The 18,154-nt window shown below is 65.3% G+C and carries 14 protein-coding genes and 1 tRNA gene; 7 read left to right on the top strand and 8 right to left on the bottom strand.

Annotated elements, in window-relative coordinates:
• Window positions 1-1,478, bottom strand: a 1,478-nt coding sequence (locus IF803_RS32770) for an MFS transporter (protein ID WP_461194946.1), incomplete at its 3' end; no start/stop codon positions are given.
• 316 nt (window positions 1,479-1,794) lie between these two features.
• Here IF803_RS32770 and IF803_RS32765 point away from each other — a divergent pair.
• Window positions 1,795-2,469, top strand: a complete 675-nt coding sequence (locus tag IF803_RS32765; RefSeq protein ID WP_461194945.1) for a response regulator — start codon at window positions 1,795-1,797, stop codon at window positions 2,467-2,469.
• A 193-nt stretch (window positions 2,470-2,662) separates the two neighbouring features.
• Window positions 2,663-3,841 (top strand): beta-propeller fold lactonase family protein, encoded by a 1,179-nt coding sequence (locus IF803_RS32760; RefSeq protein WP_461194944.1) that lies wholly within the window; start codon window positions 2,663-2,665, stop codon window positions 3,839-3,841.
• A gap of 184 nt (window positions 3,842-4,025) precedes the next feature.
• On the opposite strand, the gene IF803_RS32755 is transcribed toward IF803_RS32760, so the two are convergent.
• From IF803_RS32755 to IF803_RS32730, 6 genes are all read right to left on the bottom strand, one after another.
• Window positions 4,026-7,535: a PAS domain-containing hybrid sensor histidine kinase/response regulator gene (locus IF803_RS32755; RefSeq protein WP_461194943.1), complete on the bottom strand. Its 3,510-nt coding sequence runs from the start codon at window positions 7,533-7,535 to the stop codon at window positions 4,026-4,028.
• 114 nt (window positions 7,536-7,649) lie between these two features.
• Window positions 7,650-8,879: a 5-aminolevulinate synthase gene (gene hemA / locus IF803_RS32750; protein ID WP_411780124.1), complete on the bottom strand. Its 1,230-nt coding sequence runs from the start codon at window positions 8,877-8,879 to the stop codon at window positions 7,650-7,652.
• A gap of 184 nt (window positions 8,880-9,063) precedes the next feature.
• Window positions 9,064-10,128, bottom strand: a complete 1,065-nt coding sequence (locus tag IF803_RS32745; RefSeq protein ID WP_026191925.1) for an MBL fold metallo-hydrolase — start codon at window positions 10,126-10,128, stop codon at window positions 9,064-9,066.
• A 344-nt stretch (window positions 10,129-10,472) separates the two neighbouring features.
• Complete coding sequence (locus IF803_RS32740; RefSeq protein ID WP_461194942.1) at window positions 10,473-12,617, bottom strand: methyl-accepting chemotaxis protein; 2,145 nt, start codon at window positions 12,615-12,617, stop codon at window positions 10,473-10,475.
• 250 nt (window positions 12,618-12,867) lie between these two features.
• Window positions 12,868-13,611 carry an outer membrane protein gene (locus IF803_RS32735; protein WP_461194941.1) on the bottom strand — a complete coding sequence of 248 codons (744 nt, stop codon included), beginning with the start codon at window positions 13,609-13,611 and terminating at the stop codon, window positions 12,868-12,870.
• Between the two features lie 332 nt (window positions 13,612-13,943).
• Window positions 13,944-14,264 (bottom strand): hypothetical protein, encoded by a 321-nt coding sequence (locus tag IF803_RS32730; protein ID WP_461194939.1) that lies wholly within the window; start codon window positions 14,262-14,264, stop codon window positions 13,944-13,946.
• A 202-nt stretch (window positions 14,265-14,466) separates the two neighbouring features.
• On the opposite strand from IF803_RS32730, the gene IF803_RS32725 reads away from it, so the two are divergent.
• Entirely contained in the window at window positions 14,467-14,592 is a 126-nt protein-coding gene (locus tag IF803_RS32725) for a hypothetical protein (RefSeq protein ID WP_259245041.1), read from the top strand.
• 55 nt (window positions 14,593-14,647) lie between these two features.
• Here IF803_RS32725 and IF803_RS32720 read toward each other — a convergent pair.
• Window positions 14,648-14,722 (bottom strand) — tRNA-Thr (locus IF803_RS32720).
• A 313-nt stretch (window positions 14,723-15,035) separates the two neighbouring features.
• On the opposite strand from IF803_RS32720, the gene IF803_RS32715 reads away from it, so the two are divergent.
• The 4 genes from IF803_RS32715 (at window position 15,036) to IF803_RS32700 (ending at window position 18,068) form a co-directional block, all read left to right on the top strand.
• Window positions 15,036-15,230 carry a hypothetical protein gene (locus IF803_RS32715; protein WP_176731428.1) on the top strand — a complete coding sequence of 65 codons (195 nt, stop codon included), beginning with the start codon at window positions 15,036-15,038 and terminating at the stop codon, window positions 15,228-15,230.
• A 41-nt stretch (window positions 15,231-15,271) separates the two neighbouring features.
• Window positions 15,272-16,969: an FAD-dependent oxidoreductase gene (locus IF803_RS32710; RefSeq protein ID WP_461194937.1), complete on the top strand. Its 1,698-nt coding sequence runs from the start codon at window positions 15,272-15,274 to the stop codon at window positions 16,967-16,969.
• 109 nt (window positions 16,970-17,078) lie between these two features.
• Window positions 17,079-17,387, top strand: coding sequence for a UBP-type zinc finger domain-containing protein (locus IF803_RS32705; protein WP_461194935.1), 309 nt, complete (start codon window positions 17,079-17,081; stop codon window positions 17,385-17,387).
• A gap of 180 nt (window positions 17,388-17,567) precedes the next feature.
• Window positions 17,568-18,068, top strand: a complete 501-nt coding sequence (locus IF803_RS32700) for a hypothetical protein (protein WP_461194934.1) — start codon at window positions 17,568-17,570, stop codon at window positions 18,066-18,068.
• Window positions 18,069-18,154: the final 86 nt, after the last annotated feature.

Genomic DNA, 18,154 nt, shown 5'->3' with positions numbered 1-18,154 from the left:
GACATCGAGGTGTAGCGGATGCGGGTCGGGAACAGTTCGACCAGCATGGCGGCAATCGGGCCGTAGACCATGGTGACGTAGAGCACCAGGATGAACAGCAGGCCGATGACCGCGGCCACCTGCGGACGGAAGACATCGAACGGGTGCGACATCTTCACGATGCCGGCGTCACCCGGCTTCGGATAGCCCGCCGCCTGCACCGCCGCGAGGATTGCGGGGTTCGACGTCTTGGCGTCCGTATACGGCACTTCCTTGTCGTTGATCAGGATCTTCACCGGCGAGCCGGCCGGGCCCGGCACCGTCGAGTATTTCACCGACGATTGGGCAAGGAAGGCGCGGGCGGTGTCGCAGGGCGCGCTAAAGACGCGGGTGCCGACCGGGTTGAACAGATCGCCGCAGCCGGCAGGATCCGCAACCACCTGCACCTTGACCGTCTCATAGGCCTTCTCCAGCGCCGGATTGGCGTTGGTCGTGATCATCTTGAAGATCGGGAACAGCGTGAGTGCGCCGATCAGGCAGCCGGCCAGGATGATCGGCTTGCGGCCGATCTTGTCCGACAGCGCGCCGAACACCAGGAAGAAGCCGGTGCCGAGCAACAGGGACCAGGCGATCAAGAGGTTGGCGGTATAGCCGTCGACCTTCAGGATCGATTGCAGGAAGAACAGCGCGTAGAACTGGCCCGTGTACCAGATCACCGCCTGGCCCATGGTCAGGCCGAGCAGTGCGAGGATCACGATCTTGGCGTTGCTCCAGGTCGCGAAGGCCTCGGTCAGCGGCGCCTTGGAGGTCTTGCCCTCCTCCTTCATCCGCTGGAACACCGGCGATTCGTTCAGCCGCAGCCGGATCCAGACCGAGATGCCGAGCAGCAGCACCGACACCAGGAACGGAATGCGCCAGCCCCAGTCGGCGAAATCCTTTTCGCCGGTGAGGGTTCGCGTGAACAGGATCACCAGCAGCGACAGGAACAGGCCGAGCGTTGCCGTGGTCTGGATGAAGGAGGTGTAGTAGCCGCGCTTGCCGGGCGGGGCATGCTCGGCGACATAGGTCGCGGCACCGCCATATTCGCCGCCGAGCGCGAGGCCCTGCAGCAGGCGCAGCGAGATCAGGATGATCGGCGCCGCGATGCCGATGGTCTTGGCGTTGGGCAACAGGCCGACGATGAAGGTCGACAGACCCATGATCAGGATGGTGACGAGGAAGGTGTATTTGCGGCCGACGATGTCGCCGACCCGGCCGAACACGATCGCGCCGAACGGGCGCACCAGGAAGCCCGCGGCGAATGCCAGCAACGCGAAGATGTCGCGGGTCGCCGGCGGATAGTCGGAGAAGAACTGCGCGCCGATGATGCCGGCCAGCGAACCGTAGAGATAGAAGTCGTACCACTCGAACACGGTACCGAGCGACGACGCGAGGATGACGAAACGCTCATCCTTTGTCATGCCGGCGGGCCGCGCCGAAGTTGCAGTCATAGTGGACATCTGGATTGCTCCCCCCGAAATATTGCTGCCATGCTCGCCCCCGGCTGGCGGGTGAGGCCCGAATAGGCCCTCGGCTTGAGATGAAGGTAACATCGCAGTGAAACCCGCCCCAATAAGACTTTTGGCCTTTTCAGGATCGAACCTATCTTCAGAAGGAAGAGCAGGATGGAACGCCTTCGCAGGCGTCTATTGCGGCGCACAAGCTGCGCGGGTTAACCGCGTTGGCATCTGGTATTATCAAGCGCTTGCGTGATACTGCCGCGCGGGCGAAAACCGAGCGACGCGGGTTTGCCTAAAGCCCGCTTGTGGGACTGAGATGACTACTGCTGCCAATACTCATCTTGTCATCGCCGACGACCATCCGCTGTTCCGCGATGCGTTGCGTCAGGCGGTGTCGAGCGTCGTGAGATCGGCCACGATCAGCGAGGCCGGATCGTTCGAGGACCTGACCGCGCTGTTGGAGCGGGACTCCGAGGTCGACCTGATCCTGCTCGATCTGAGCATGCCGGGGATCAGCGGCTTCTCCGGCCTGATCTATCTGCGGGCGCAATACCCTGCGATCCCGGTCGTCATCGTCTCCGCCAGTGACGATGCCGGAACCATCCGGCGCTCGCTCGACTTCGGCGCCTCCGGCTTCATCCCCAAGCGCTTCGGCGTCGAGACGTTGCGGGATGCCATCATGAAGGTGATGGAGGGTGACGTCTGGGTGCCACCGGACACCGATCTGTCGGCGGCCGGCGATCCCGACATGACGCGGCTGCGCGACCGGCTGGTCACGCTGACCCCGCAGCAGGTGCGGGTGCTGATGATGCTGTCCGAGGGGCTGCTCAACAAGCAGATTGCCTATGAGCTCGGCGTCTCCGAAGCCACCATCAAGGCCCATGTCTCGGCGATCCTGCAGAAGCTCGGCGTCGAAAGCCGCACCCAAGCCGTGATCGCCGCCGCCAAGATCGCCGGCGGCCAGTGGCGCCAGGGCACTCCGCCGACGTAGTCCCGAGCAACTCCAGCTGTGATTGCCGGGCTCGGGCCACGGCATTGCGAGCCGATGGGTGGCGCGAAAACGCGCCCGATGGCACGCTTCCGCGAAGCCATCCAGATCCCATTCAAACTGCGCATCGGTCGAAAACCGAGTATCCTGTCCGGCATCGGCCCGTGAGAGGCCGCGTGCTTTTGGGGAGAACGCCATGATTTCCGTCACTCGCGCCGCCGGACTATCTCTGGCTGCGGCAATCCTTCTCGGTACCAGCTCTTTCAATTGCGCTCAGGCCAAGCCCCTGATGATCGTCGGCCTGGACGAGAAGCTGTTGTGGGACGACGACGGCAAGCCGGTGCTGTCAGCGCCCGGCAAGGATCAAGTGCTGATCGTCGATCTCGCCGATCCCGAGAACCCGAAGATTGCGGCTTCTCTCCCATTGAAGAACTCGGTAGTCGGCCCCCCGGTCAACGTCGCGATCGATCCGACCGGAACGGTGGCGCTGGTCGCGGATTCGGTCGACGTGGTGAAGGAAGGCGACGCTCTGAAGCAGGTGCCGGATAACAAGATCTATGTGATCGATCTCAAGGCGACCCCGCCCAAGCTGGCAGCGACCATTGCCGGCGGAAAGCAGCCATCAGGCTTGAGCTTCAGTCCCGATGGCAAGATGGCGTTGGTTGCCAACCGCGGGGACAATTCGATCAGCGTACTTTCGGTCAACGGCACTGACGTCAAGATCACCGACACGATATCGATGCCTGACAGTGTCGCACATGTCGCGTTCGCGCCAGACGGCAAGCACGCGCTGGTCGCGCGTTTTCCCGGGCACAAGATATCGGTGCTCGATATCGCCGGCGACAAAGTCACCTACAACAAGATAGACCTGCCGGTCGGCCAATGGCCTTACAATGTCGCAGTGACCCCGAACAGCAAGATCGCGTTGACGTCGGACAATGGCAACTCAGGCGCGTCGGACGGCAGCGTCGACACGGCCAGCGTCATCGATCTCGAAGCGAAGCCGCCGCGCATCATCGATCGCGTGGTGGTCGGCGATGGACCGGAGGGGCTTGGCGTCAGTCCGAAGGGGGATCTCGCAGTCTCGGTGATCCTGCGCGGCTCGAACATGAAGAATGCGTTCTTCCACGAGAAGAACGGCAGCGTCTCGGTCCTGAAGATCGACGGCAAGAAAGTTACCAAGACCGGAGATATCGAAGTCGGCGGACTGCCTGAGGCCGCGGTCTTCACGCCCGACGGAAAATACATCCTGGTCGGGAACTACCTCAGCCAGGATTTCTCGATCCTCAAGGTCGACGGAACCAACGTTACCGACACAGGCAAGCGCTTTCAGGTGCCAGGGCACCCGGCGTCGGCCGGAATGGGACCGAACTGAACTGACGCCTGGCGATCTTGCTGGAGCATGTGATTTTCGGTTGAGCCGGCCACTCCGCGGCTGGCTTTACCTCTCGCGCTTACGGGAGGGAGCGCAGTGTCTTTGCGGCGCCTTTATGATGCGATTCGATCCAGTCGCATCATGATCCAAAGCGAGATGCGCGCCCGGATTGCGCCGCCGCGCGCTACTCCGCCGCCACCATCTGCTGGGTGCGCCATTGTCCGAGCAGGGCGCGCAGCGAGGCGGGTTTGACCGGCTTGTTCAGCACCGCGATGTTCTCCTCGCGCGCGGCGGCGCGCACCGCGGGGCTGCGGTCGGCGGTGATCAGAATCGCCGGAATGCCGTCACCGAAGCGGCGGCGGATCTCGCGGATCGCGGCGACGCCGTTGCCGCGGTCGAGATGGTAGTCGACCAGCACGCCGGTGACGCGGCCGCCGGCGGCCTCGATCGCGCTGATCGCGCCCTCGGCGTCGAGCACCGCGATCACCTCGGCGTCCCACGCCGTCAGCAGCGTCTTCATGCCGTCGAGGATGGCGGGATCGTTCTCGATGCAGACGATCAGCGAACCGCTCATCGGCGTCTTCGATAGCGGCGTCGCGGTGGTGACCGCCGCGGTATGGTTGACCGCGGTCGCGACCGGCACGGTGACCGAGAACGCCGAGCCGCCGCTGACATTGGCCGAGATCGCGATGCGGTGGTTGAGCACCCGCGCCAGCCGCTCGACGATCGACAGGCCGAGGCCGAGGCCGCGCGCGATCCGGGCGCCCTGCTCGAGGCGATGGAACTCCTTGAATATCTCGCCGCGCTTCTGCACGGGAATGCCGACGCCGGTGTCGAAGATGCTGATCTGGAGCGTGGCGCCGCGGCGGCGGCAACCGATCAGGACGCGGCCGCGCGGGGTATATTTGATCGCGTTGGAGATGAAGTTCTGCAGCAGCCGGCGCAGCAGCGAGCGGTCGGATTCGACCGGCAGCGAGCAGGCCACGAAGCGCAGGTCGAGGCCCTTGTCGCGGGCGATCGGCATGAACTCGATCTCCAGCGAGCGCATCAGGTCGGCCATCCGGAAGCTCGTGATCGCCGGCGTCATGGCGCCGGCATCGAGCCTGGAAATGTCGAGCAGCGCGCCCAGGATGTCCTCGATCGCCTCGAGCGAGTCGTCGATGTTCTCGACCAGGCGGGAATCCTCGCCGCCGTTCTGGCGCTCGACCAGGCTCGTGACATAGAGGCGCGCCGCGTTGAGCGGCTGCAGGATGTCGTGGCTGGCGGCCGCCAGGAAACGCGTCTTGGAGGCGTTGGCGTCTTCCGCGATGCCCTTGGCGAGCGCGAGCTCCGAGTTCAACCGCGTCAGCTCCTCGGTGCGGTCGCGCACCCGCTTCTCCAGCGTCGCGTTGGCGCGCTCCAGCGCCTCCGCCGCCTCGAAGCTCGGCGTGACGTCGGAGAAGGTGATGACGAGCCCGCCGCCCGGCATCCGGTTGGCACGCACCTCGATCACCAGATGGCGGTCGGTGAAACGTTCCAGATAGGGCTCGCCCTCGGTGGTGTAGGCGCGCAGGCGGGCCTGCAGCAGGCTGTCGCCGTCGCCGGACGCGGGCGGACTGATCGCGCCCATGAATTCGAGGATCTCGGACAGCGGGATGCCGAGCTGCACCAGATGCTGCGGCAGCCCCAGCAATTCGGAGAACTGGCGGTTGGAACAGATCAGCTGCAGATCGGCGTCGAACACCGCGATGCCCTGGCGCACGTGATTGAGCGCGGTCTGCAGGATCTCGCGGTTGAAGTGCAGGGCGGCGTGGGAATCGTCGAGCAGTTTCAGCGCGGCCTTGGCCGACACCGTGCGCCGTTGCAGCAGCAGCGACATCACGAGGCGCGAGGACGCCGCCCCGATCGAGGAGGCGATCAAGCGCTCGGCATGCTGCAGCAGCTCGAAATCGGCCGGTGCCGACGCCAGCAGCACGATGTTGCGGTCGACGGCGAAGGAGGCGAAGGCCTCGCGGGTCCGGTCGGGGCCGAGATATTGCGTCACCGTGCTCTGGATGTCCTCCACCGTCACCGTGGTGCGCCAGCGCCGGAAGCTGGGCGCGATCGGCGCCAGCGCGTTGGGCACGAACACGTCGGCCTGCAACAGCTCGATCGAGGACGGCGCGCGCGCCAGCGAGAACAGCACATAGGTGAGGATGTTGAGCGCAAGGCTCCACAGCACGCCGTGCAGCAGCGGTGGCAGGTCGGCGTCGAACAGCGCCTGCGGCCGCAGCGCCTCGATCCCGAACGGCCCGTGCTGCAGCAGCATCAGGCCGGCGGTCGAGGTTTCCAGGAAACTCGGGATGAACAGCGTGTAGAGCCACGTCGCGAAGCCGACCAGCATGCCCGCCATGGCGCCGCGGGCGGTGGCCCTGCGCCAGAACAGGCCGCCGAAGAACGCCGGCGCCAGCTGGCTGATCGCGGCAAACGACAACAGGCCGATCGCGACCAGCTGGGTGTTGCCGAGCGCGCGATAGTAGAAATACGCCAGCACCATGATGGCGAAGATCGAGAAGCGGCGCGCCTTCAGCAGGAAATCGCCAAAGTCCTTCTGGCCGGCGCTGGCATCGTCGCTACGCGGCAGGACCAGCGGCAGCACGATGTCGTTGGAGACCATGATCGACAGCGCGACGCATTCGACGATCACCATCGCGGTCGCCGCCGACAGCCCGCCGACGAACACGGCGAGGCTGAGCAATTGCGAATTGCCCTCGATCGGCAGCGCCAGCACGAACATGTCGGCATCGACCGCGCCGAACGGGAAGATGACGAGGCCGGCGATCGCGATCGGAATCACGAACAGGTTGATGGCGATAAGATAGAGCGGAAACAGCCAGCGCGCCCGGGTGACTTCGGCGGGCGTCGAATTCTCGACCACGCTGACATGGAACTGGCGCGGCAGCAGCATGACCGCGCAGAACGACAGCAGCGTCATGATCAGGAAATTGCCGATCGACGGCACATATTCGATCGCGCGCACCGCCTCCGGCGTCTTCAGGGCGCGCTCGTAGAGCTCGACCGGAGAGAACATCCAGAAGGTGACGAAGGCGCCGGCGGCGATGAAGGCGACCAACTTGACGATGGATTCGGCCGCGATCGCCAGGATCAGGCCGTGCTGGTGCTCGGTCGCGTCGGTGTGGCGGGTGCCGAACAGCACCGCGAACACCGCCATCGCCAGCGTCACCATCAGCGCGATGTCGCCAATCACGGGGATTTTCGAGAACGCCTGGTCCTCGCTCAGGATGGTCTCCAGCGACGCCGCCACCGCCTTCAGCTGCAGCGCGATGTAGGGCACGGAGCCGATGATCGCGATCAGCGCCACGGTCGCCGCCACCGCCTGGCTCTTGCCGTAGCGCGCGGCGATGAAGTCGGCGATCGAGGTGATGTTCTGCGACTTGGCGAGCGCGATCACCCGGCGCAGCAGCGGCGTGCACAGTCCGACCATCACGATCGGGCCGACATAGATCGCCAGGAAGTCGATGCTGGTGCGGGTGGCGAAGCCGACCGAGCCGAAGAAGGTCCAGGAGGTGCAGTAGATCGCCAGCGACAGCGGATAGATCCACTGGCTGGCACGGCCGCGCTCGCCCGGCGACGTGCGGTCGCCGCGGCTGGCAATGAAGAACAACAATCCGATGTAGGCGAACGCCGTGGCGATTACGCCCCAGTCGTGCAGCATCGCTGCTTATCTCCGTCCAGGCCGGGGAAGGGGCCGGATACCGGATTATATAACGCAAAGGGCCGGCCGCGCGATGCACGGCCGGCCCAAATTCGGGGTCGGAAACGAATAGGGTTACTCGGCGGCCAGCGACTTCTGGCGCAGCGGCAGGCCGAGCCGGTCCCAGACCTGGAGCAGCGCCTCGGCCAGCGCGTCGATCAGGCCGTCGTCATGGTAGGGCGAGGGCGTGATGCGCAGCCGCTCGGTGCCCTTGGCGACCGTCGGATAGTTGATCGGCTGGATATAGATGCCGTGGTCCTCGAGCAGCAGGTCGGAGGCGCGCTTGCACTTCTCGGGATCGCCGACGAACAGCGGCACGATATGGGTGTCGCTCGACATGACAGGCAGGCCGGCGGCGGTCAGGATCGCCTTGGTGCGGGCGGCGCGGTCCTGGTGGCGCTCGCGCTCCCAGTTCGAGGTCTTCAGGTGCCGGATCGCAGCCGTCGCGGCCGAGCAGATCGCCGGCGGCAGCGCGGTGGTGAAGATGAAGCCCGGCGCATAGGAGCGCACCGCGTCGATGACCTCGGCGCGGCCTGCAATGTAGCCGCCGAGGCAGCCGAACGCTTTTGCCAGCGTGCCCTCGACGATATCGATCCGGTGCATCACGCCGTCGCGCTCGGCGATGCCGCCGCCGCGCGGGCCGTACATGCCGACCGCATGCACTTCGTCGAGATAGGTCATGGCGCCGTATTGCTCGGCGAGATCGCAGATCTTGCCGAGCGGCGCGACGTCGCCGTCCATCGAATAAAGGCTCTCGCAGACGATCAGCTTCGGCCGGTCGGGACCGGCGGCGATCAGGAGCTCCTCGAGATGCGCGACGTCGTTGTGGCGGAAGATCTGGCGCTCGCAGCCGGCCTGGCGCACGCCCTCGATCATCGAATTGTGGTTCAGCGCGTCCGAAAGGATCAGGCAGTTCGGGATCAGCTTGGCGAGCGTCGAGATGCCGGTCTGGTTCGAGACATAGCCCGAGGTGAACAGCAGCGAGGCTTCCTTGCCGTGGAGGTCGGCGAGTTCCGCCTCGAGTTGCACCAGCGGGTGATGGGTGCCCGCGATGTTGCGGGTGCCGCCGGCGCCGGTGCCGACCCGGGTCGCGGTCTCGACCATGGCACCGACCACCTTGGGGTGCTGGCCCATGCCGAGATAGTCGTTGGAGCACCAGATCACGACGTTGCGGCTGCCTCTCGGCGAATGCCAGGTCGCGTGCGGGAAGCGTCCCGCGATCCGCTCGAGGTCGGCGAACACCCGGTAGCGCCGCTCGTCGTGCAGGCGGTTGAGGGCGGCATTGAAAAACTGGCTGTAATCCATCGGCAAACCCAGAAAGCGGAACCTGACCGGAATGATTGCTACTTCTTAGAGCTTTTCCAGCTCTAATGTCCATGCATTGACCCACATCTGGGCATGCGCCGCAGTTGGGCAAATTGCCCTAGCCGGGGCCGTTCGGCTTGATTTCGGTCAAATCGCTGGGCGATGCCTTGCCGCCCGGCCGGGTTCAGGTCGTCTTGAAGCGCAGCATGCCGTCGGCGTGCATCTCGGCCGTCAGGCGGCCCTCGACCAGCATGTAGTTGACATGGGCGACCAGCTCGCCGGCGGCGAAGCCCATCTGGTGCTCGTCCAGCACGTGCTTGTGGAACACCACCGGCACCAGCTCCTTGGAGGTCTGCGGCACCTCGCGGCAGGCCTCGGCGATCAGCCGGCAGCGCTCCTCATGGTGATCGGCGAGCTGCTTGATCCGGGTCTTCAGCCCGTAGAACGGTACGCCGTGGCCGGGCAGCACCATCACGTCGTAGGGCAGGGTGGTGGTCAGGCTCGCCAGCGACGCCAGATATTCGCCGAGCGAGTTCTGCTCGGGCTCGACCGCCCAGACGCTGACATTGGGCGAGATCTTGCTCAGCACCTGGTCGGCGGACAGGAACAGCTTGTCGGCCGCGCAATACAGCATCACCTGGTCGAGCGCGTGGCCGCCGCCGGTAATCACCTTGAAGCGCCGCGTGCCGATCACGACCTCGTCGCCATGGGTAAGGCGGTGATAGGACGGCGGCAGCACCGACACGCGCTTCAAATAGTCCTGGCCGCGGCCGAGCAGTTTCTCGGTCAGGTCCTCGTCCATGCCGTGGCGGCGGAAGAACAGCCGCTGCGCGTTGCGCCGCTCCTCGGTGCCGCGATTCTGGTGATAGACCGACTGCAGATATTCCACCTGCGACATGAACAGCGGACAGCCGAAGCGCTCGGTGATCCAGCCGGCGAGACCGACATGGTCGGGGTGCGAATGCGTCACGATCAGGCGGGTGACCTTGACGTGCTTCAGCGGCCCCTCGAACAGCGTGGTCCAGGCCGCGATCGATTCCTCGTTGCCGAAGCCGGCATCCACCATGGTCCAGCCGTCGCCGTCGGCGAGCAGATAGATGTTCACATGGTTGAGGCGGAACGGCAGCTTCAGCCGCGCCCACAGCACGCCGGGAGCCACCTCCACGACCTGGTCGTGGCCGGGATGGTTCTCCCAAGGGTATCGCAGTGCCTCCGCCGAGGAGTGCACGGGGTCGGTCTTCGTATGCATGCTACCGGCTTAGCGGCACACGGGCCGCCGCGCCAGCCGAAAAATCAGATAGTCGTCCGGAGAATACGCTGGGAAGTCGCCGGAATTCCGTAGCCCGGATGAAGCGAAGCGCAATCCGGACAAACCTCCCCTTGAAAAGGGGAGGTCGCTTTGCTCGCAGAGCGAAGCGGGTGGGGATCTGCTCTCTCCACATGGAGCGTCGCCTGCGGCTGAACCCCCATCCCGACCTTCCCCCTTTCAGGGGGAAGGGGAAGACAAATCGTGGTCCCGGATTTCGCGGAGCCTGTCATCGGGCGCGCGTTCGCGCGACCCGTTGGCTTCATCCGGGCTACGGGATATCGTTGCTACGCCGCGCGGATGTTCGACAGGAAGCCGTCGATCTCCGAGCGCAGCACGTCGGCCTCGCGGCGCAGTGCGTCGGAGGCGCTCAGCACCTCGCCGGCGGCGGTGCCCGCCTCGGCCGAGGCGGTCGAGACGCCGACGATGTTACTCGACACCTCGCTGGTGCCGCCCGCCGCATGCTGGATGTTGCGGGCGATCTCGCGGGTCGCCGCGCCCTGCTGCTCGACCGCGGCGGCGATCGCGGTGGTGACGTCGTTGATCTCGCCGATCGTGCTCGAGATGTTGCGGATGGCGGAGACGGCCGTGGTCGTCACCTCCTGCATGCTGACGATCTGCTGGCGGATTTCCTCGGTCGCCTTGGCGGTCTGGCTCGCGAGGTTCTTCACCTCGGAGGCGACCACGGCAAAGCCGCGGCCGGCCTCGCCGGCGCGCGCCGCCTCGATGGTGGCGTTGAGCGCGAGCAGATTGGTTTGCGAGGCGATGGTCTGGATCAGGTCGACCACGACGCTGATGCGTGCGGCATTGTCGGCGAGCCCCTGCATCGTGCTGTCGGTGGCGCTGGCTTCCTCCACCGCCTTGCGGGCGATCTCCGCCGAGGTGACGACCTGGCGGCCGATCTCCTGGATCGAGGACGACAGCTCCTCGGTGCCGGCCGATACCGTCTGCACGTTGACCGAGGTTTCCTCGGCGGCCGACGCGACGGCGTTGACCAGCGCGCTCGACTGGTCGGCGGTCGCCGACATGCTCTGCGCGGTCGATTGCATCGAGTTCGCCGCGGTCTGCAGGCTGCCGAGCGCGCTGCGGACGTTGGATTCGAACGTGACGATCTGCGCTTCCATGCGCGAGGCGCGCTCCGCCTTGGCGCTGCGGTCCTTGTTCTGGTTTTCCGTGAGCTCGCGGCTCTCGACCATGCTCTCGCGGAACACCTGCAGCGCGTCGGCCATGACGGCGATCTCGTCGCGCTGGCGGCTCTGCGGGATCTCGGTGTCGAGGTCGCCGTCGGACAACAGCTGCATCGAGCGCTGCAGGCCGCGGATGCGGCGCAGGATGTTGCGTCCGACATAGAGCCAGACGAACAGGAACGAGCCGACCAGCGTCAGGGCGCCGAGGCCGATCATCACCATGGTCGCGAGCGAGATCTGCTGCCGCGCCTGGAAAGTCGAACTGTCGGTCTCCTTCTGCACCGCGTCGACCAGCTGCTGGACGCTGATGCCGAGCCCGACATTGAGCTTGCGCGTCTCTTCCAGGATGGTCTGGCCGTAGTCGATCGCGTCGAGCTCCTTCTGGCGGATCTTGAACACGCCGGTCTTGCCTTCGCCGAGCACCAGCAGCCTCGAGGCGGTGTCGCGCACCGCAACGATCGCGGGATTGTTCGGCAGGTCCTCGAGGTTGGACTTGACGCGTTCGCGCCCGGCCTTGAACTCGGCCTCGATCGCATCGAGGGTTTCGCTGGAATTGGCCGACAGCGCCGCGGTCATGTCGGCGGCCATCAGATTGCCGGCGGCGAGCACGTTGCTGATCTGGCCGACGGTGCGGGCCGCTTCGGTGGCGTCGTCCGCGGACACTTCTGCCGCGGCGAGGATGGCGTTGAGGCGGGTCTGCGCGTCGAGCATCGCCGGACTTGCGGCGGAGACGAACGCCGCCTGCGCCTTGCGCAGCGCGTTGTACTGCTTGTCGCGCAGCGCGCCGACCTCGAGCCGCTCGCGCGCCGCCGAGATCAGGCTCTTGGTCGCCTCGTCGGTGTTCTTGACGTTCTCCTGCAGCGCGCTGACCACGGATTTGTCGGCGCCGAGCTCGATGATCTCGCCAAGCTTGGCGTTGGTAAGCCGCGCGACGTCCTGCACCTTCTTGGTGCGATCGTTCAGCGCGTCCTCGCTCTGCACGGCGAGCAGGCCGGGACCTTGCGCCGCGAGCGAGGCGCTTTGCGCGGCAAGTTGCAGGCTCGCGGCAAGCCGCGGAATGTCGCGGCCGGAGAGATCGGTCATGGTGCCGCCGAGCTGATGCAGCACGATGCCGGCCCCTGCGCTGATCACCAGCGCCATGCCTGCGATGACAGCGAACGCTGCGAACAGGCTGCCCCTGACGCCCATCTGCGGCAGATGGATACGCTTGAGATTTGATTTGCCGAGCTTGAACCGAAACGCCATTGCCCCTGTGCCCCCTGGCCCACTACGCTTGGCCACTATCCTTGGCCACTACTCTTGGATGTTTCCCCGGCGCGGGAGTATCGGTGCGGCCGGTTAACAAAATCGGGAAAATTGCGGCGATCTGTGGGATTTTTCAGGGCTGCCGCGCAGCAGGCCGTCCTGGTTCGCTGTGCGGAATCGATGCACGCGATCGGACGCAAAAAGGCCGGCGTGAGCCGGCCTTTTCCACTATCGGTTGTGGGCAGTATTCTCAGTAGCGGCCGTAGGCGGGGCCGCCGAGGTTGCCGAGATTGAAGCGGTAGTTGAGGCCCGCCTTCACCGTGTGCTCGTCATTGTGGAAGCTGCCGACCGGCACCAGCGCACCAGGCGCGGTGAAGCGGCTGTCGCCGAAGTCGTAGTACTGGTATTCGACCTTGGCCGACCAGTTCGGCGCGAACATGTATTCGGCGCCGCCGCCGATGGTCCAGCCGTTGCTGTGGTTGTCGCTGAGCGTGAAGCCGACCGGCGCGCCGCCAAGCGTCACCGTTTCGTTGTTGTCGGAATAGGCGTAACCGCCCTTCACATAGATTAGGCCCGGACCCCAGGTGTAGCCGACGCGACCGGTGATCGAGCCGATGCCGCGCTGGTTGTTGTTGTAGACGTAGCCGCCCGGGAAGATCGCGTTGAGCTGATGGCCGCCGACCCAGGAATACTGGCCTTCGAGGCCGATCACCCACATCGGCGACAACTGCCAGTCGTAGCCGCCCTGCACGCCGCCCATGAAGCGGGCGTCGGAGTCCGACAGCGCGAGGCCGTTGAAATTGTTGTTCTGGGAGAACACGCCGCCGAGATGGCCGCCGAGATAGAAGCCGGTCCAGTTGTAGAGCGGCGCGGCGTAAACAGGCGCGGGCGCCTTCTGATAATAGCCACGGTTAAAATCGGCGGCGTTGGCGGTCGCGCCAAAGGCAGCGACGGCAGCCGCGGCGGCTGCGGTTGCGAGCAGGAACGTCTTCATGGGGGCAGTCTCCGGACAAGTCATGAGGCGCAGCGTGAATGGGCGCCATCCATGGCGGATGGGTTAGACCGCATTTGAATAAAATGCAGTCACCCGAATGCTGCTCGGAGCGTTAAGTCGCAGCCTTTGCGGCGAAACGTTTTGTTGTGCCTAACGAACGCTTAAGGTGGAATGAACCAAGGCTTTAACGCGGTGCGCGCGGCGCGCATTTCCCGTTAACCAAGCCGTCGGCTAGAGCATGATCCGGAAAAGTGCGAAGCGGTTTTCCGAGAAGATCATGCTCAAACAAGGAGCTAAAGCGCGATGATGATTCAACCTAATCTCATCGCGCTTTAGGCCAGTCGCTTGCGCACGTCGTCGCGCATCTGCTCGCGGAACGCCTGGCGACGCGCGGCGCGATCCCTGACCGGAACGTCGTGGCGATCGAACACGTCGAACTTCTCCAGGATCGGATAGCGCTCGCTCGCCATCGCCAGCACGCGCAGCAGGGCGGCAACCTTCGGGGTCGGGCCGGTGACTTCCCACCTGCGCAGCTTCTCGGCGCCGCCGGCAGCCGACAGCCCGCACAGCTTCGCCATGTCAGCCGCCGTCAGCTCGCGGCCGAGCGCCTCGCCGAGATGTTCGCGCAATTTCTTCAGTTCTGGGCCGGTCACGCTGGGTCCGCTCCGCGATGGCAAAATGTGAAGTGAGTCACATGACGTGCTCGAGGTGCGGGCTATACACCGCGCATGCGACTTCTAGAGCTTTTTCCGTTCCGATTGAATCGGAACGGGGCCCTGGATTCTTGTTTTGACGCGTTTTCATCACGCGAACCGGTACCCGCTTCGCTCGAAAACGCTTCTGAAGGAAACCATCATGCACGGCATCATCGAAGGCCTCAGCCCCGAACACGATCAGATCGATTGGAAATGGGTCGGCAGTGTGTTCGCGTTCTACGTCGTGCTGACGATCGGCGGGGCGGGCGTGCTGCTGGCGCATTGATCCAGCGCACGCGGGTGCACCGCGTGCCTACGACTGCCATCGTTTGCGAAGATCCTGGTGCTGCCAGACAGGATTGAACTGTCGACCTCTCCATTACCAATGGAGTGCTCTACCACTGAGCTACGGCAGCATGCCCGGGAAAAGTTGAATCGGCCCCAAGGGCCCGTCCAAGCGGGCGGTTCTTGCCACAGGCCTCCCTTTGGCGCAAGCGAAACAGCGCCCCTGTCGCCCTTGAAATCGGCACAAATCGACGGCCTCGCCGATGATTTTGGCCAATTCGGCCGATTTCGGCCGGATTGGGTTCCCGATCTCGCCGAAACTATCCCGATCCGCGCTTGCCGCCGAATCATATCGCCGCAACTGGCCGACCGGGCAGGGTGCGCGGGCATCCGCCATTGGCTATGCTCGCCTCGCGCAGGGCGACGGCGGTTCGAGAGTTTTGCATGACAGGCGATCAGGACAGAGGCGGCGGGCAGGCCGGAGCCCGTGTGAAGGATTCACGACAGGATCGTCTCAAGCTGGCGCTGCGCGAAAATCTGAAGCGGCGGAAATCGCAGGCGCGCGGTCGCGAGGATGTGGCTTCCGAACCAGCCGATGGCTCGGTAGATGACGCTGGCGGAAACGAGCCGCGCCGTTAACCCGGTTCGTGCGCATTGTTATAAGGAAGCGGGTCGCCGAGATGGCTGTAGACGAGACGACGATCGATCGGCTGAGCGCAACCGCCTACGCCTTCCCGCGCCATGAGCAGACCTTTCCGACCCTGACCGCGCACGAGATCGAACGGATGCGCCGCTTCGGCGAGCCGCGCGCATACCAGGACGGCGAGGCACTGTTCGAGACCGGCAAGCCCGGGCCCGGCATGTTCGTGGTGCTGTCGGGCAATGTGTCGATCACCCAGCGCGACGGGCTCGGCCATGTCGCGCCGATCATCGACCAGGGACCGGGGCAGTTTCTCGCTGAGATCGGCCAGCTCTCCGGCCGCCCGGCGCTGGTCGACGGCCATGCCGATGGGGTGGTCGAGACGCTGCTGCTGCCGCCCGACCGGCTGCGTGCGCTTCTGGTTGCGGAGGCCGATCTCGGCGAACGCATCATGCGCGCGCTGATCCTGCGCCGCGTCAGCCTGATCCAGGGCGGCGCCGGCGGGCCGGTGCTGATCGGCCCCGCCTCGGTCGGCAACATGGCGTCGCTGCAGAATTTCTTGGCGCGCAACGGCCAGCCGCACCACTTCCTCGACCCCGAGACCGACAAGGATGCCGCCGACCTCGTCGCGCGCTATTCGCCGACGCGCGCCGAGCTGCCGCTGGTGGTCTGTCCCAACGGCACGGTGCTGCGCAATCCGTCCGAGACCGCGCTTGCGATGGCGCTCGGCATGATCGGCAACAGCGCGCATGAAAAACTCTACGATGTCGCCGTGGTCGGCAGCGGCCCGGCCGGGCTTGCCACCGCGGTCTATGCGGCGTCGGAAGGCCTGTCGGTCGCGGTGTTCGATTCCCGCGCTTTCGGCGGCCAGGCCGGCGCCAGCATGCGCATCGAAAACTATCTGGGCTTTCCGACCGGCATCTCCGGCCAGGCGCTGGCCGGACGGGCCTTCAACCAGGCGCAGAAATTCGGCGCCGAGATGCTGATCCCGGTCTCGATCAAATCGCTCGACTGCACGAAAGCGTCCGGCGCATTCGTGCTCGACACCGCGTGCGGGCATACGCTGCGCGCGAAATCCGTGGTGGTCGCCAGCGGGGCGCGCTATCGCCGGCCCGAGATCGACAATCTCGATGCCTTTGAAGGCCGCGGCGTCTGGTACTGGGCCTCGCCGATCGAGGCGCGGCTCTGCGCCCAGCAGGAGGTCGTGCTGGTCGGCGGCGGCAACTCCGCGGGGCAGGCGGCGGTGTACCTGTCGGCTCACGCCCGCAAGGTCAACATGATGATCCGCGGCGGCGGGCTCGGGGCCAGCATGTCGCGCTATTTGATCGAGCGCATCGAGGCGACGCCGAACATCGAATTGATGTTCAACACCGAGGTGATCGGGCTCGACGGCGCCGAGACGCTGCAGCGGGTGCGCTGGCGCAGCCGGCTCGCGCCCGACGAGTTCACCATGGATATCCGCAATCTCTTTTTGTTTGTCGGCGCCGATCCGGCGACCGGCTGGCTCGAGGGCTGCGGGGTGCAGGTCGACCGCGGCGGCTTCGTGATGACCGGCGTGCAGACCGGCGAGGGCGCGCGCGCCGTGCCGCTGCTCGAGACCACGGTGCCCGGCGTGTTCGCGGTCGGCGACGTCCGCTCCGGATCGGTCAAGCGCGTCGGCGGCGCGATCGGCGAGGGCGCGCAGGTCGTCGCCGCCCTGCACGGCTATCTCGCCGACGCGGGCAGTCCGACGCTGTAAGGACGATTGATGCGGCAAACGCCAACGTTTCCCCGTCATCCCCGCGCAAAGGCTTCGCCTTTGCGCGGGGATGACGGGTTAGAGAGGCGCACAAGGTAAGAGGTCGCGAATGTCAAAAGGCTGCACCCATATCGCCGGCATCCAGGACGTCACGCCGAGCGCGCTCGGCTGCGAGGAATGCCTGAAGAGCGGCAGCCGCTGGCTGCATTTGCGCATTTGCCGGACCTGCGGCCATGTCGGCTGCTGCGACGATTCGCCGAACCGGCATGCGACGGCGCATTTCCACGCCACCGGCCATCCCGTGATCGAGGGCTACGATCCGCCGGAAGGCTGGGGCTGGTGCTATGTCGACGAGGTGCTGTTCGACCTGTCGAAGCGCAAGACGCCGCATAACGGACCGATCCCGCGCTATGATTGATTCAGCTTCGCACAGGGCGCACGATGCCGCATCGTGTGACATACGTGCGAAAATTTTCAGCAATCGCCGGCGCCGGCAAAATTTTTGATGAGATGTCGGCCGTCCTGCCATCGAAGCATGTAGCAATTTTCCGTCACGCATCGTAACCTCGCATGCGGGTCTCAGCGGGGAGTGCGCCACATGACGACATTGGTGCTTGTGCACGTCATTATCAGCCTGATTGCAATCGTCGCCGGCGTGCTCGTGATGTTCGGGCTGCTCGGCTCGCGTGCGATGCCGGGGCTGACCGCGATCTTCCTCCTGTTCACGATCCTGACCAGCGCCACCGGCTTCGTGATCCCGCCGCTGGTGACCGAGAAGCTGCTGCCCTCCCACATCATCGGCGGCCTCTCGCTGGTGCTGCTCGCGATCGCCTGCATTGCGCTGTATGCGATGCAACTGAGAGGCGCCTGGCGCCCGATCTATGTCGTGACCGCGATGGTCTCGCTCTATCTCAACGTCTTCGTGCTGATCATCCAGAGCTTCCTCAATGTGCCGGCGTTGCAGGCGCTGGCGCCGGCCGTGCCGCCGAACCCGCCGTCCGGGCCGGTGTTTGCGGCGGTGCAGGGCATCGTGCTGGTGTTCTTCGCCGTGGTGATCATCGGCGCCTGGCGCCGGTTCAGGCCGGTCACGTTCGCCTGATCTGACGCGCGCGACATCATTTCGCGGCGACACGCGGCATAAAACACGATGCACGATCGTGCGGCGTCGGGCGCTCATGCCTGACG

The organism is Bradyrhizobium sp. UFLA06-06 (assembly GCF_054820065.1).
This window is presented reverse-complemented; position numbering and strand designations above follow the sequence as displayed.

What these genes read in the sequence shown, in the direction of transcription:
- IF803_RS32765 (WP_461194945.1), top strand. Translation starts at nt 1,795, where the DNA reads ATGACTACTGCTGCCAATACTCATCTTGTCATCGCCGACGACCATCCG.
- IF803_RS32760 (WP_461194944.1), top strand. Translation starts at nt 2,663, where the DNA reads ATGATTTCCGTCACTCGCGCCGCCGGACTATCTCTGGCTGCGGCAATC.
- IF803_RS32755 (WP_461194943.1), bottom strand. Translation starts at nt 7,535, where the DNA reads ATGCTGCACGACTGGGGCGTAATCGCCACGGCGTTCGCCTACATCGGA.
- hemA (WP_411780124.1), bottom strand. Translation starts at nt 8,879, where the DNA reads ATGGATTACAGCCAGTTTTTCAATGCCGCCCTCAACCGCCTGCACGAC.
- IF803_RS32745 (WP_026191925.1), bottom strand. Translation starts at nt 10,128, where the DNA reads ATGCATACGAAGACCGACCCCGTGCACTCCTCGGCGGAGGCACTGCGA.
- IF803_RS32740 (WP_461194942.1), bottom strand. Translation starts at nt 12,617, where the DNA reads ATGGCGTTTCGGTTCAAGCTCGGCAAATCAAATCTCAAGCGTATCCAT.
- IF803_RS32735 (WP_461194941.1), bottom strand. Translation starts at nt 13,611, where the DNA reads ATGAAGACGTTCCTGCTCGCAACCGCAGCCGCCGCGGCTGCCGTCGCT.
- IF803_RS32725 (WP_259245041.1), top strand. Translation starts at nt 14,467, where the DNA reads ATGCACGGCATCATCGAAGGCCTCAGCCCCGAACACGATCAGATCGAT.
- IF803_RS32715 (WP_176731428.1), top strand. Translation starts at nt 15,036, where the DNA reads ATGACAGGCGATCAGGACAGAGGCGGCGGGCAGGCCGGAGCCCGTGTG.
- IF803_RS32710 (WP_461194937.1), top strand. Translation starts at nt 15,272, where the DNA reads ATGGCTGTAGACGAGACGACGATCGATCGGCTGAGCGCAACCGCCTAC.
- IF803_RS32705 (WP_461194935.1), top strand. Translation starts at nt 17,079, where the DNA reads ATGTCAAAAGGCTGCACCCATATCGCCGGCATCCAGGACGTCACGCCG.
- IF803_RS32700 (WP_461194934.1), top strand. Translation starts at nt 17,568, where the DNA reads ATGACGACATTGGTGCTTGTGCACGTCATTATCAGCCTGATTGCAATC.